Annotated in this window: 12 protein-coding genes and 1 tRNA gene; 6 read left to right on the top strand and 7 right to left on the bottom strand. The window is 70.9% G+C overall.

The features are described 5' to 3' along the window. Positions 1-46: 46 nt before the first annotated feature. The 4 genes from ACH5AO_RS19665 to ACH5AO_RS19650 form a co-directional block, all read right to left on the bottom strand. A complete protein-coding gene (locus ACH5AO_RS19665) occupies positions 47-877 on the bottom strand; it encodes an MBL fold metallo-hydrolase (protein ID WP_398926236.1) in 831 nt (276 codons plus the stop codon). After that, positions 874-1755: an NUDIX hydrolase gene (locus ACH5AO_RS19660; protein ID WP_398926234.1), complete on the bottom strand. Its 882-nt coding sequence runs from the start codon at positions 1753-1755 to the stop codon at positions 874-876. The genes ACH5AO_RS19665 and ACH5AO_RS19660 overlap by 4 nt, the downstream gene beginning before the upstream one ends. Before the next feature lie 516 nt (positions 1756-2271). Then, the gene (locus ACH5AO_RS19655) at positions 2272-2739 is read right to left on the bottom strand and encodes a RidA family protein (RefSeq protein WP_398926232.1); all 468 of its coding nucleotides are present in this window, start codon (positions 2737-2739) and stop codon (positions 2272-2274) included. Continuing rightward, entirely contained in the window at positions 2736-2897 is a 162-nt protein-coding gene (locus ACH5AO_RS19650; protein WP_003975360.1) for a DUF4177 domain-containing protein, read from the bottom strand. The genes ACH5AO_RS19655 and ACH5AO_RS19650 overlap by 4 nt, the downstream gene beginning before the upstream one ends. A gap of 127 nt (positions 2898-3024) precedes the next feature. Between ACH5AO_RS19650 and ACH5AO_RS19645 the strand changes: the two genes are divergently transcribed. Continuing rightward, the gene (locus ACH5AO_RS19645; RefSeq protein WP_398926230.1) at positions 3025-4002 is read left to right on the top strand and encodes an ArsA family ATPase; all 978 of its coding nucleotides are present in this window, start codon (positions 3025-3027) and stop codon (positions 4000-4002) included. A gap of 181 nt (positions 4003-4183) precedes the next feature. Further along, on the top strand, positions 4184-5614 hold the full coding sequence (locus ACH5AO_RS19640) for an ArsA family ATPase (protein ID WP_398926228.1): 1431 nt from the start codon (positions 4184-4186) through the stop codon (positions 5612-5614). Positions 5615-5699: 85 nt separating this feature from the next. Here the strand turns inward: ACH5AO_RS19640 and wblA are convergent, their stop codons facing one another. Continuing rightward, positions 5700-6038, bottom strand: a complete 339-nt coding sequence (gene wblA / locus ACH5AO_RS19635; protein WP_398926347.1) for a transcriptional regulator WblA — start codon at positions 6036-6038, stop codon at positions 5700-5702. Positions 6039-6468: 430 nt separating this feature from the next. Here wblA and ACH5AO_RS19630 point away from each other — a divergent pair, with 430 nt between their 5' ends. Further along, positions 6469-8805, top strand: a complete 2337-nt coding sequence (locus ACH5AO_RS19630) for a transglycosylase domain-containing protein (protein ID WP_398926226.1) — start codon at positions 6469-6471, stop codon at positions 8803-8805. 133 nt (positions 8806-8938) lie between these two features. Here ACH5AO_RS19630 and ACH5AO_RS19625 read toward each other — a convergent pair whose 3' ends face one another. Further along, positions 8939-9403: a GatB/YqeY domain-containing protein gene (locus tag ACH5AO_RS19625; RefSeq protein WP_398926224.1), complete on the bottom strand. Its 465-nt coding sequence runs from the start codon at positions 9401-9403 to the stop codon at positions 8939-8941. Between the two features lie 104 nt (positions 9404-9507). Between ACH5AO_RS19625 and ACH5AO_RS19620 the strand changes: the two genes are divergently transcribed. From ACH5AO_RS19620 to ACH5AO_RS19610, 3 genes are all read left to right on the top strand, one after another. Then, positions 9508-10449, top strand: coding sequence for a metallophosphoesterase (locus ACH5AO_RS19620; RefSeq protein WP_398926222.1), 942 nt, complete (start codon positions 9508-9510; stop codon positions 10447-10449). A 55-nt stretch (positions 10450-10504) separates the two neighbouring features. Further along, entirely contained in the window at positions 10505-11290 is a 786-nt protein-coding gene (locus tag ACH5AO_RS19615) for a Pr6Pr family membrane protein (protein WP_398926220.1), read from the top strand. Between the two features lie 33 nt (positions 11291-11323). Further along, a tRNA-Pro gene (locus ACH5AO_RS19610) sits at positions 11324-11397 on the top strand. A gap of 947 nt (positions 11398-12344) precedes the next feature. On the opposite strand, the gene ACH5AO_RS19605 is transcribed toward ACH5AO_RS19610, so the two are convergent. Beyond that, entirely contained in the window at positions 12345-12707 is a 363-nt protein-coding gene (locus tag ACH5AO_RS19605; RefSeq protein WP_398926218.1) for a hypothetical protein, read from the bottom strand. Between the last annotated feature and the right edge of the window lie 404 nt (positions 12708-13111).

Below are 13111 nucleotides of genomic sequence, written 5' to 3'. Positions count from 1 at the left end.
CGGCGCGGTGATCCGTACGGCCGGCACCGCGCACCGCCCCGGCGGGCTAGAGGATGCCGTGCTCCCGCAGGTACTCCAGCTGGGCGCGGACCGAGAGTTCCGCGGCCGGCCACAGGGAGCGGTCGACGTCGGCGTAGACGTGGGCGACGACCTCGGCCGGGGTGCGGTGGCCGTCCTCGACGGCCGTCTCGACCTGGGCGAGGCGGTGGGCCCGGTGGGCGAGGTAGAACTCGACGGCGCCCTGGGCGTCCTCCAGGACGGGCCCGTGGCCGGGCAGCACCGTGTGGACGCCGTCGTCGACCGTGAGCGACCTGAGCCGGCGCAGCGTGTCCAGGTAGTCGCCGAGACGGCCGTCGGGGTGGGCCACGACGGTCGTACCGCGGCCGAGGACCGTGTCGCCCGTGAGGACCGCACGGTCGGCCGGGAGGTGGAAGCACAGGGAGTCGGCCGTGTGACCGGGGGCCGGTACGACCCTCAGCTCCAGGCCCCCGACGGTGATGACGTCCCCGGCGGCCAGCCCCTCGTCGCCGAGCCGCAACACCGGGTCCAGTGCCCGCACCCTCGTGCCGGTCAGCTCGGCGAAGCGGGCGGCGCCCTCGGCGTGGTCGGGGTGACCGTGCGTCAGGAGGGTGAGGGCGACACGCTTCCCGGCCTGCTCGGCGGTGCCGACGACGTGCCGCAGGTGTCCGTCGTCCAGGGGGCCGGGGTCGACCACGACGGCGAGGTCGGAGTCCGGTTCCGACAGGATCCAGGTGTTGGTGCCGTCCAGGGTCATCGCCGAGGGGTTGGGGGCCAGCACGTTGACGGCACGTACGGTGGCGGGGCCGGAGAGGACGCCGCCCCGCGGCTGGCCGGGAAGGGTGCTCGCGTCCGTCATGCGGGGGCTCCACGGGTCGGGATGTGCTTGGTGAACTCGTCGTGTCCCGGCCAGGAGAGAACGATCTCGCCCTCCACCAGGCGCGCGGAGGCCAGCACCGGCGTGAGGTCCCGCGCGGGCGCCGCGTCGAGCGCCTCCGCGGCCGTGGCGTAGGCCGTGAGCTGGCGCAGGGTGGCGATGGTCGGGGGCATCATCAGCAGTTCGCCCCGGTCGTACGCGGTGGCCGCCGCGCGCGGGGTGATCCACACCGTGCGGTCGGCCTCCGTGGAGGCGTTGCGGGTGCGCTGGCCCTCGGGGAGCGCGGCGACGAAGAACCAGGTGTCGTAGCGGCGGGGCTCGAACTCGGGGGTGATCCAGCGCGTCCACGCGCCGAGCAGGTCCGAGCGCAGGACCAGTCCGCGGCGGTCCAGGAACTCCGCGAAGGACGTCTCCCGCGCGACGAGCGCGGCACGGTCCGTCTCCCAGTCGTCGCCGGTCGTGTCGCCGACCACGGTGTCGGGTGCGGTCCCGGCGAGCAGGACGCCGGCCTCCTCGTACGTCTCCCGTACGGCCGCGCAGACGATCGCCTGGGCCCCCGCCTCGTCGACGCCGAGCCGGTCCGCCCACCACGCGCGCGTGGGGCCCGCCCAGCGGACGTGCCGGTCGTCGTCCCGCGGGTCGACGCCGCCACCCGGATAGGCGTACGCGCCGCCCGCGAACGCCATGGACGTACGCCGGCGCAGCATGTGCACGGCGGGCCCGTCGCCGGTGTCCTTGAGCAGCATGACGGTGGCCGCGCGTCTCGGCACGACCGGCGTGAGGCCACCGCCCGCCAGCGCACGGATCCGCTCCGGCCACTCCGGTGGATACCACTGCCCACCGGCCTGCGCATTCACCATGGCCGGAGGCTATCCCGTGACGGGCGGATGTTCGAGAGCCCAGGGAGCACGGCGGTGCCACCGGGCAGCGTACGAACACGGGGCGGGCACCGCGCGCAAGCGGTACGGGCACGGGGCGGACACCCCGCCGAAGCCGTACAGGCACGGGGCGGGCACCGCGCGCAAGCGGTACGGGCACGGGGCGGACACCCCGCCGAAGCCGTACAGGCACGGGGCGGACACCCCGCCGAAGCCGTACAGGCACGGGGCGGACACCCCGCCGAAGCCGTACAGGCACGGGGCGAGCACCACACCGAAGCCGTACAGGCACGGGGCGAGCACCACACCGAAGCGCTACGGGCCCCGCGCGGAGGGCGCCCGGCGGTGACCGCCGAGGTGGGGCGGCGCGGCACCGGCACCTCCCGCGCGGCGCGCACCGGCGGCCGGTACGGCCGTGCCGGAGCCGGGGCACGGGAAGGAGCCACCCGTCGTCCGCTCCCGGCAGCCGGCCGGGGGCCACGCCTCCGTGGGCGCCGGCTACGCCTCCGTGAGTTCCACCTGGATCTCGACCTCCACCGGAGCGTCCAGGGGAAGCACCGCGACACCCACCGCGCTGCGGGCGTGGACGCCCTTGTCACCGAGGACCTCGCCGAGCAGCTCGCTCGCGCCGTTGAGGACGGCCGGCTGGCCGGTGAAGTCCGCGGCGGAGGCCACGAAGCCGACGACCTTCACCACGCGCGCCACCCGGTCCAGGTCCCCGGCGACGGACTTGACCGCGGCGAGGGCGTTCAGCGCGCAGGTGCGCGCCAGCTCCTTCGCCTCCTCCGGGGTGACCTCCGCGCCGACCTTCCCGGTCAGCGGAAGCTTGCCCTCCACCATGGGCAGCTGGCCGGCGGTGAAGACGTACCGTCCCGACCGCACGGCCGGCTGGTAGGCGGCCAGCGGGGGGACGACCTCCGGCAGGCTCAGGCCCAGCTCGGCCAGTTTCGCCTCGACAACGCTCATGCCTGCTTCTCGCGCTTCAGGTAGGCCACCAGCTGTTCGGGGTTGTTCGGCCCGGGCACGACCTGGACGAGCTCCCAGCCGTCCTCGCCCCAGGTGTCCAGAATCTGCTTCGTCGCGTGGACGAGCAGCGGCACAGTCGCGTATTCCCATTTGGTCATGCGGCCGACTCTAGCCCCGCCCCGAGCGGGACGCGGCCCCCCTCCCGCTCCCCCGCGCGGGGCGCGACGGCGGGGAACCTCCACCCGGAGCCGCCGGGGCGCGGGGTGAGCCTTTAGGCTCGAAGACGTGAGCAGGCTCCAGGTCGTCAGTGGCAAAGGCGGAACCGGCAAGACCACGGTGGCCGCGGCCCTCGCGCTGGCCCTGGCCACGGAGGGGAAGCGGACGCTCCTCGTCGAGGTCGAGGGCCGCCAGGGCATCGCACAACTCTTCGAGACGGAGGCGCTGCCCTACGAGGAACGGAAGATCGCCGTCGCTCCGGGGGGCGGCGAGGTGTACGCCCTCGCGATCGACGCCGAACTGGCCCTTCTGGAGTACCTCCAGATGTTCTACAAGCTCGGCGGCGCCGGCCGGGCCCTCAAGAAGATCGGCGCGATCGACTTCGCCACCACGATCGCCCCCGGCGTGCGGGACGTCCTGCTCACCGGCAAGGCGTGCGAGGCGGTACGCCGCAAGGACAAGCACGGGCGGTTCGTCTACGACTACGTCGTGATGGACGCCCCGCCGACCGGCCGCATCACCCGCTTCCTCAACGTCAACGACGAGGTCGCCGGACTCGCCAAGATCGGCCCGATACACAATCAGGCGCAGGCGGTCATGCGGGTGCTGAAATCGCCGGAGACGGCCGTGCACCTGGTGACGCTGCTGGAGGAGATGCCGGTACAGGAGACCTCCGACGGCATCGCGGAACTGCGCGCCGCGCGGCTGCCGGTGGGGCGGGTCGTGGTGAACATGGTCCGTCCGGAGGTGCTGGACGGGGACGGCCTGGAACTCGCGGCGGCGGTCCCTCGTTCCTCCATCGCGCGGGCACTGTCGTCCGCCGGTCTGGGCGGCGCGCGGCGTGGGGGACACGCCGAGCGGCTGGTGGACCCGTTGCTCGCGCAGGCGGAGGAGTACGCCGAGCGGTACGCGCTGGAGACCGAGCAGCGCACCGTGCTGACGGCCCTCGACGTGCCGTTGCACGAGCTTCCGCTGCTCGCGGAGGGGATGGACCTGGCCGGGCTGTACCAACTGGCCAGGGAGCTGCGCGGACAGGGCGTGTCATGACCGGCCGCGCCCACACGGTGCGGCCCGGCGACAACCGCGGCCACCGCCACCGCCGTACCGGCTCCGCCACGCACCACCACGGCCACCGCCGTACCCGTCCCGTCACGCACCACCACCATGGCCACGGTCACGGCCGTACCCGCCCCGTCACGAGTCGGAAGCACCGGAAGCAGGGGATGTCATGAGTCGTCGTCCGGAACCGGCGCAGGACCGGGACCCGGCCCGCCACCGCCTCTCCCCCGCCCGCGCGCTCGACATCGATCCGCTGATCGAGGACCCCGCGACCCGGATCGTGGTGTGCTGCGGCTCGGGCGGGGTCGGCAAGACCACCACCGCCGCGGCGCTCGGTCTGCGCGCGGCCGAGCGGGGGCGCAAGGTGGTGGTCCTCACCATCGACCCGGCCCGCCGGCTCGCCCAGTCCATGGGCATCGACTCGCTCGACAACACCCCACGCCGGGTGAAGGGCATCGACGACTCCGCGGGCGGTGAACTGCACGCGATGATGCTCGACATGAAGCGCACCTTCGACGAGATCGTCGAGGGGCACGCGGACTCCGACCGGGCCGCCGCGATCCTGGGCAACCCCTTCTACCAGTCGCTCTCGGCGGGCTTCGCGGGCACGCAGGAGTACATGGCGATGGAGAAGCTGGGCCAGCTGCGGTCCCGGGACGAGTGGGACCTCATCGTGGTCGACACCCCGCCGTCCCGTTCCGCGCTGGACTTCCTGGACGCCCCCAAGCGGCTCGGGTCCTTCCTGGACGGCAAGCTGATCCGCGTCCTGCTGGCCCCGGCGAAGGTCGGCGGCCGCGCGGGGATGAAGTTCCTGAACGTCGGGATGTCGATGATGACCGGCGCCCTGGGCAAGGTGCTCGGCGGCCAGCTGCTGAAGGACGTGCAGACGTTCGTGGCCGCGATGGACTCGATGTTCGGCGGGTTCCGTACGCGCGCGGACGCCACGTACAAGCTGCTCCAGGCACCCGGGACGGCGTTCCTGGTGGTGGCGGCCCCGGAGCGGGACGCGTTGCGCGAGGCCGCGTACTTCGTGGAGCGGCTGGCCGCGGAGGAGATGCCGCTGGCCGGGCTGGTGCTCAACCGGGTGCACGGCAGCGGCGCGGACCGGCTGTCGGCCGAGCGGGCGCTGGCCGCAGCGGAAAATCTTGAGGACTCCCGCATTGTGGATCAGGAGGACGGGAAAGCTGGACTTCGTAACTCTCCCGAAACGTATGGCAGTTCAGACCCCTCTGGTTCAGATCCCTCCGGTTCGTCCCCCGCTTCCGGGACACCGGCTTCGGACGCCCCTGGTACAGGCTCCCCCGCCACCGCGGACGACACCGAAGACACAGGCACGAAGAGTACGAAGGGCGCGGATGCAGACGCCGACACGGACCGGTCCGTCGAGCTGCTCACCGCGGGCCTGCTGAGGCTGCACGCCGAGCGGATGCGGCTGCTCTCGCGCGAGCAGCGCACACGCGACCGCTTCACCGCGCTCCACCCCGAGGTGGCGGTGACCGAGGTGGCCGCGCTGCCCGGCGACGTGCACGACCTCGCGGGACTGCGGGACATCGGCGACCGGCTCGCGGCCCACCGGCCGGAGCTGCCCGAAACGCCCTAGCCCGAAGCACCCCAGCCTCGAAGCACCCTGGACCCGAAACGCCCTGGACCCGGGCGGCGCGCGGCTGAGAGCCCCCCGAGGGCCCTCAGCTCACCGCCGCGTAGTTCTCGTACACCTCGTCGTCGTTGAGCGGTACGACTCCCGCCCCCCGCTCGTACTCCGAGCGGGCGGTCTCCAGCAGCCTGCGCCAGGAGGTCACGGTCGGCCGCCGGCGCAGCAGCGCGCGGCGCTCACGCTCCGTCATGCCTCCCCATACGCCGAACTCGACGCGGTTGTCGAGCGCATCGGCCAGGCATTCGGTGCGTACCGGACATCCGGTGCACACCGCCTTGGCCCTGTTCTGCGCTGCTCCCTGAACGAACAGTTCATCCGGATCGGTAGTGCGGCAGGCAGCCTGCGCACTCCAGTCGGTAACCCAGCCCATACCGGCGCCGTCCTCTCCCGAATCGAGGCTCCCCCACGGCGGCAGCGGCATATTCACCGCCGCCAGTTGAGGACGTTACGGAAGGTGGGCACGACGCAACACCCCCAGCGGGCCCAATCTTGAATGGTCCGAACGGACTATGGGTAAGCGGCAGATCACCCGGGGGAGTGAGGGGGCGACATGCGCGACGAACCCGGCATTTCAGGTCACTTCCCTTGCGTCACAACGGACACCGCGTGACACACGAGGCGGATCCGGACACGGTCTCCACACTCCTCGGCGCGCACCCGTACGAAAAAAATCGAGGAGATCCGGAACGATTCGGGGTCGCCGGGCGTATTGATACGTGGCCTCACTGCTGTGACAGTCGAGAGCAGCTTAGGCCAAGGCATATACGCTTGTCCGGCAAATGAGAACGTAGGCTGCTCCCATGCCAAAGAAGCGCTCGGGCGGTGGTCTGTCTCCCGCACAGCAGGCCGCCAAGTTCCTCGGTGTCAGTGTCCTCGCGGGTGCCGTCATGGCCGGCATCGCGCTGCCCGCCGTGGGCGCGCTCGGCCTGGCGGCCAAGGGATCGGTCGAGAGCTTCGACGAGCTCCCGGCCAACCTCAAGACGCCGCCGCTGAGTCAGCGCACCACCATCCTCGACGCCGACGGCGGCCAGATCGCCACCGTCTACTCGCGTGACCGCACGGTGGTCGACCTCAAGGACATCTCGCCGTACATGCAGAAGGCGATCGTCGCGATCGAGGACTCCCGCTTCTACGAGCACGGCGCGATCGACCTCAAGGGCGTCCTGCGCGCGCTCAACAAGAACGCGCGCAGCGGCGAGGTCTCCGAGGGCGCCTCCACCCTCACGCAGCAGTACGTGAAGAACGTCTTCGTCGAGGAGGCGGGCGACGACCCGACGAAGGTCGCGCAGGCCACCCAGCAGACCATCGGCCGCAAGATCGCCGAACTGAAGTACGCGATCCAGGTCGAGGAGGAGCTGGGCAAGAAGAAGATCCTCGAGAACTACCTGAACATCACCTTCTTCGGCCAGCAGGCCTACGGCGTCGAGGCCGCGGCCCGGCGCTACTTCTCCAAGTCCGCCAAGGACCTGAACCTCCAGGAGTCCGCCCTCCTCGCCGGCCTCGTCCAGTCGCCGAGCCGCTACGACCCGGTCAACGACGAGGCGGAGGCGAAGAAGCGGCGCAACACCGTGCTCGCGCGGATGGCCCAGGTCGGCGCCGTCTCCCGCGAGCAGGCCGACGAGGCGGCGAAGAGCCCGCTGGGCCTGAAGGTCAGCAAGCCGAAGAACGGCTGCATCACGGCGGTGGACGGCGCGGCCTTCTTCTGCGACTACGTGCGCGAGGTGTTCCTGAGCGACCCGGTCTTCGGGAAGACCAAGGCCGACCGGGCGAAGATCTGGAACCAGGGCGGCCTGACCATCCGTACGACGCTCGTCCCGCAGGCGCAGGCGTCGGTGCAGCAGTCGCTCAAGGACCACGTCTACAAGTCGGACTCGGTCGCCGCGGCGTCCACGCTGGTCGAGCCCGGCACCGGCAAGATCGTCGCGATGGGCCAGTCGAAGCCGTACGGCTACGGCAAGAACGAGACGGAGATCAACTTCTCGGTCGACCACGCCATGGGCGGCTCCAACTTCGGCTTCCCGACGGGCTCCACCTTCAAGCCGTTCGTGGCGGCGGCCGCGCTGGAGGAGGGCAGGTCGGCGACGCAGTCCTACTCCGCCCCGTTCGCGATGCCGTACCCGTCGACCGTGCGCGGCTGCAAGAAGCCCTGGGTGAACGACAAAAACTACAAGCTGGAGAACGAGAACGAGTCCGAGGTGGGCCCGTACGCGCTCAAGGAGGCGATGGCCAAGTCGGTCAACACCTACTTCGTGCAGATGATCGAGGACATCGGCATGTGCCCGGTGGTGACCATGACCGACAAGCTCGGCGTGGTCCAGGGCAACGGGAAGAAGATCCCCGAGGTCCCCTCCTCGATGACCCTCGGTTCCACCGGCCTGTCGCCCCTCACGATGGCGAGCGCGTACGCCGCCTTCGCCTCCCGGGGCATGTACTGCACGCCGGTCGCCATCGAGTCGATCACCCAGAAGATCGGCAACGAGCAGAAGTCGCTCGAGGTCCCGAAGTCGACGTGCTCGCGCGCGATGAGCGAGAAGACCGCGGACACGGTGAACACCCTGCTGCAGGGCGTGGTCGACTCCGGTACGGGTCAGGAGGCCGGCCTGAGCGACCGCGACAACGCCGGTAAGACGGGTACGACGGACGAGCGCAAGAACGCCTGGTTCGTCGGCTACACGCCGAACATGTCGGGCGCCGTGTGGGTGGGCAGCGCGAGCCAGGAGGTCGAGATGAAGAACATCACGATCGGCGGCCAGTACCACCCGCTCGTCTTCGGTGGCGCGGTCCCGGGCCCCATCTGGAAGGACGCCATGACCGGCGCCCTGTCGGGCAAGGAGTCCCCGTCCTTCAACATCATCCACATCCCGGACGCCCAGGACCGCGGCGACGGAGACGGCAACGGTGATGGTGACGGTGACAACGGCGACGGCGACGGCGACGGTGACGGAGGCCGTGGCGACGACGGAAACAACGGCGACGGCGGTCTCATCGGCGGCCTGATCAACGGCGGCAACACCAACGGGGGCGGCGGCGCCACGGGAGGCACGGGCGGCCCCGGCGGCGGCGAGCCGGACCCGACGTTCTCCATCCCGGGAGGCTTCATCCGGGGAGCGGGCGACGGCCCCGGGGGACGCGACTGACGATCCCGGCCGGACACATCGGACGGCCCCTCCCCCCGCTGTCAGGGGGGGGAGGGGCCGTCCGGCGTCGGAAGCCGTACCCGCGATGCGACGGAGCCGGACCCGAACCCGGATCCGGCGCGGGCCCCGTCGGTCAGCCGGCCAGCAGCTTCTTCACCGCGGCGGCGACCCGGCCGCCCTCCGCCTGACCGGCCACCTTCGGGTTCACGATCTTCATCACGGCGCCCATGGCCCGCGGCCCTTCCGCACCCGCCGCCTTCGCCTCCTCGACGGCCTGGGCGACGATCGCGTCCAGCTCCTCGTCGGACAGCTGCTTGGGCAGGTACCGCGCCAGTACCTCGCCCTCCGCCTTCTCCCGCTCCGACTGCTCGGGGCGGCCGCCCTGCGCGAAGGCCTCCGCCGCCTCGCGGCGCTTCTTCGCCTCCCGGGTGATCACCTTCTGCACCTCGTCGTCGGAGAGCTCGCGCTTCTCCTTCCCCGCGACCTCCTCCTTGGTGATCGCGGCGAGCGTCAGCCGGAGCGTCGAGGAGCGGAGCTCGTCGCGCTCCTTGATCGCGGCGTTGAGGTCTTCCTGCAGCTTCGACTTGAGCGTGGTCATGGCTAGATTGTCGCAGGTGCGCACGGCGCGACGCCTGCTGATTTAAGGGGCCTTCGCGCGCCCGGGCGTGCGGAGCGCCCGCCCGGGTCTGACACGATGGACGCATGCGCGCGCGATACAAGATCCCCCTGGGAATCACGGCGGCCGGCGCCGCCGGACTGCTGTACGCGGCGGGCTTCGAGGCCCGCTCCTTCCGCCTCCGACGGGTGACCGTCCCCGTCCTCCCGTCCGGGATGCGCCCCCTGCGCGTGCTCCAGGTCTCCGACATCCACATGGTCGGCGGCCAGCGCAAGAAGCAGCGCTGGCTGCGCTCCCTGGCGGGCCTGCGCCCCGACTTCGTGCTCAACACGGGCGACAACCTGTCCGACCCCGAGGGCGTGCCGGAGGTCCTCGACGCGCTCGGCCCCCTGATGGAGTTCCCGGGCGCGTACGTCTTCGGCTCCAACGACTACTACGGACCCACCCTGCGCAACCCCGGCCGCTACCTGGTCGAGAAGGTCCAGGGCCGCCACGGCCTGAACGGCAACCCCCCGGTCGTCGGCGCGGTCCACAACCCCTGGGAGGACCTGCGGGACGGCTTCGACGCGGCGGGCTGGCTGAACCTGACGAACACCAGGGGCACGCTGAAGATCGAGGGCACGTCGATCGAGCTGACCGGCCTGGACGACCCGCACATCAAGCGCGACCGCTACGCGGAGGTCTCGGGCGGCCCGTCGGACGGGGCGGACTTCTCGATGGGCGTCGTCCACGCCCCGTACCTGCGCGTCCTGGACTCCTTCGCGGCCGACGGCTACCCGCTGATCCTGGCCGGCCACACCCACGGCGGCCAGCTCTGCATCCCCTTCTACGGCGCCCTGGTCACCAACTGCGACCTGGACACGGACCGCGTGAAGGGCCTGTCCACGCACACGTCCGAGGGCCACACGTCCTACCTCCACGTCTCCGCGGGCTGCGGCACCAGCCGCTACACCCCGGTCCGCTTCGCCTGCCCCCCGGAGGCGACGCTGCTGACCCTGGTGGGCCGCGAGCAGGGAGCCCTCGGGTAACCCGTCCGGCCCACCCGCATCGCCCCGCACCGGACATCCGCCCACGCTGGGGTGCATGACCGCCCCGATACCCAGGGACCTCCCTGACCTCCCCGCCCTGCCCCGTACGCACCCGACGTCGGCCGCCCTCTTCGCCCCCGCCAGAGCCGTCGTCCCCCTGGTACGCCGCCCGCTGACGGCGGCGTACCGCCTGTTCGTGGCACTGCTGGCAGCGAGCGCGGTGCTGGTGGCGACCCTCCTCGGCAGCCCGGCCCGGGTCCTGAGCCACTTCACGGTCCAGAGCGCGATCCTGCTGGCGCTGGTCATGTTCGCCTCGGCCCGCCGCGCCCGGCACGCCCGCTACCCCCTGCCGGGCGCTCTCACGGGGGCGGTCCTGCTGTACGTGATCGCGGCGTCCCTGACCCACCACATCCTCCTCGCGGACGCGACCCCGCGCTTCTCGATGACGAACACGACCGCCGGGATGGGCTGGCTGGAGCCGTTCGCCGCCCACACCCTGCACACGGCGCTCCCCGCCGCCGCGGTACTGGACTGGCTCCTCCTCTCCCCGCCGGCCCGCACCCGCCTCCGCCAGGCCGCCACCTGGCTGCTGTACCCCCTGGCCTACCTGGCCTTCACCCTGGCCCGGGGCGCACTCCTCCCCGGCTCCCCCGCCCGCTACCTCCACCCCTTCCTCGACGTCGCCCGGCACGGCTACCGGAACGTCCTCGCCAACGCCCTCCTCCTGGGTCTCGCCTGCTACGGCCTGGCCGTCCTCCTCGTGGCCCTGGACCACGCCCGCCCCAACCCGGTCCGCCACCCCTCGAAAACCGGATTTCGTCTCCGGCTCCCAGTGGGCTAAAGTAAACGTCGTCGCCGCGAGAGCAGTGACAATCGGGGTGTAGCGCAGCTTGGCAGCGCGCTTCGTTCGGGACGAAGAGGTCGTGGGTTCAAATCCCGCCACCCCGACAGTGAAGTAACAGGTGAGGCACCTGCTCAATTGAGTAGGTGCCTCACCTGTTTCGTCTGCGTGTCCGTCCGCGTGACCACCGCTTCCCGCGTGTCCACGGCCGCTGCGGATCGCTGCCGAAGATCCCGTCCATGACCACGGCACCGGTCTGGATCACGGGCCGGATCCGCCTCCGGTGGACCTCCTCGGTCGCGGCCGTCCTGGAAGGCATCCGGGTCCCTCGCGCCGACCGGGCCTGCCTGCGAAAACGTGGGGTTCGGTCGGAACCGGGCGGTGGCCACCGGGTTCGACAGATCAGCGGTCCGCTTCGAGGCCACTGTCCTGATCGCCGTGATCGGCGAACGGCTGTGACCGGCAGAGCTGTCGTTCCCGCATGCCGCCGGCCGCGACCGGAGCGAGGGGAGACGAAGCAGATGGGTGCTCAGTACTACGGCGTCGAATCTCTGCGGCGTGCTCCCGCGCAGCGGCCGCCTCCGCTCCGGCCCTGACGCGATCAGCCTCGAAGGCCAGCACGCAGGCCAACGCTTCCAAGGCACCGGCGACTTCCTCCCGCCAGTCGGCGAACTCGACGGAGTCCGCCGTGGGCGGCGGATGCGACTTCACAGAGCGGAGACGTCGCAAGGACTGCTTCAGCACGGGGTCAACCACGAGGCTTCTCTCGATCGGAACGCGGTCGGCCCCATCGTGCACCGGTTTCAAGCACGGCCCAGGCGCTGTAAGTCATTCAGATAAGCAGTGCTCTTGTCCTGCCCCTCGTCGGCGGGCAACCGCGTCTGGCCCGGGTTGACGGCACAAGCAGGTGCCGTGGCTGAGGTCCGTGCCACAACCGTGCCAGACGCAGAGGTTCGTCACGGTCGACACCGGTGCCCTGCGGTCGAGTACCCGCTCACTTCCCCGGCCGGCGGATCACCCCGCCTCTCCCCTGAAGCGGTGTCGAGGATCGACGTCAATCCTCGCGGTGCTGGGCGAACACCCGCTGCTGCTCGTCCTGCCAGGTCCAGGTCGCAGGCCGGGAGAAGGGCAGGCCTCGGGCAAGGGCGGAGAACTGGCTGGACGGCTCCCGACTGGCCTTGTTCACCACGATCGCCGAGAGCATCGGTGCTCGTCCGTCCCCGTTGCGATGGAGGCAGACAGCTTCGAGGAGGTAGGTCATGACTCCGCGGTGAGGCGGGATGGAGTCGAAGCCCTGTGCCGCCAACTCGGCGCTCAGCTCCCCGTACGTGATGGTCTGTCCTTGCCGGGCCCGCTTCCGCAGGATCTCCACGGCCGCTTCGACCGCTGCCGGATACTCCGGATCGCTGGTCCTCATCGCCCCTCCCCCATCGCGTGGACGTTGCCCAGCCCGCGCATCGTACCGGCCGGACGCCGGCCCGGTACTGCTACAAGCGGTACAGCAGCGAAGTACAGCAACCTTCCTTACCTCAGCCCACCGCACCAAGGGCCTTCCGGCCAGCCCACTGCTCCTCGATCACCTCGATAGTGAAGTACCAGGTCAGGGATCTGGTTCAGTGAGTAGATCAGGTATCTGAGTGGTTCCTGGGGATCGGTTGTTCGATGGCTGGCTTGCTCAAGCAGGGCAACGCGGGCAACAACACCACCGCCGTCGACCACATCGTCACCACTCGATTCGTCCTGGCTCAACCGCCGAAGAAGTATCGGTGCGCACGCCAGCCCTTGATCCGCACCGGCCGGACGCGGGGAACCGACGGGTGT

Source organism: Streptomyces sp. NPDC018964, from assembly GCF_044390325.1.
Taxonomy (GTDB): domain Bacteria; phylum Actinomycetota; class Actinomycetes; order Streptomycetales; family Streptomycetaceae; genus Streptomyces.
Note: the sequence above shows the minus strand (reverse complement) of the source record. Positions and strands in the feature narration are given on the sequence as shown.

Coding starts and splice junctions, on each gene's coding strand:
- wblA (WP_398926347.1), bottom strand. CDS start 6,038: ATGGGCTGGGTTACCGACTGGAGTGCGCAGGCTGCCTGCCGCACTACC.
- ACH5AO_RS19650 (WP_003975360.1), bottom strand. CDS start 2,897: ATGACCAAATGGGAATACGCGACTGTGCCGCTGCTCGTCCACGCGACG.
- ACH5AO_RS19605 (WP_398926218.1), bottom strand. CDS start 12,707: ATGAGGACCAGCGATCCGGAGTATCCGGCAGCGGTCGAAGCGGCCGTG.
- ACH5AO_RS19640 (WP_398926228.1), top strand. CDS start 4,184: ATGAGTCGTCGTCCGGAACCGGCGCAGGACCGGGACCCGGCCCGCCAC.
- ACH5AO_RS19655 (WP_398926232.1), bottom strand. CDS start 2,739: ATGAGCGTTGTCGAGGCGAAACTGGCCGAGCTGGGCCTGAGCCTGCCG.
- ACH5AO_RS19630 (WP_398926226.1), top strand. CDS start 6,469: ATGCCAAAGAAGCGCTCGGGCGGTGGTCTGTCTCCCGCACAGCAGGCC.
- ACH5AO_RS19665 (WP_398926236.1), bottom strand. CDS start 877: ATGACGGACGCGAGCACCCTTCCCGGCCAGCCGCGGGGCGGCGTCCTC.
- ACH5AO_RS19625 (WP_398926224.1), bottom strand. CDS start 9,403: ATGACCACGCTCAAGTCGAAGCTGCAGGAAGACCTCAACGCCGCGATC.
- ACH5AO_RS19615 (WP_398926220.1), top strand. CDS start 10,505: ATGACCGCCCCGATACCCAGGGACCTCCCTGACCTCCCCGCCCTGCCC.
- ACH5AO_RS19660 (WP_398926234.1), bottom strand. CDS start 1,755: ATGGTGAATGCGCAGGCCGGTGGGCAGTGGTATCCACCGGAGTGGCCG.
- ACH5AO_RS19620 (WP_398926222.1), top strand. CDS start 9,508: ATGCGCGCGCGATACAAGATCCCCCTGGGAATCACGGCGGCCGGCGCC.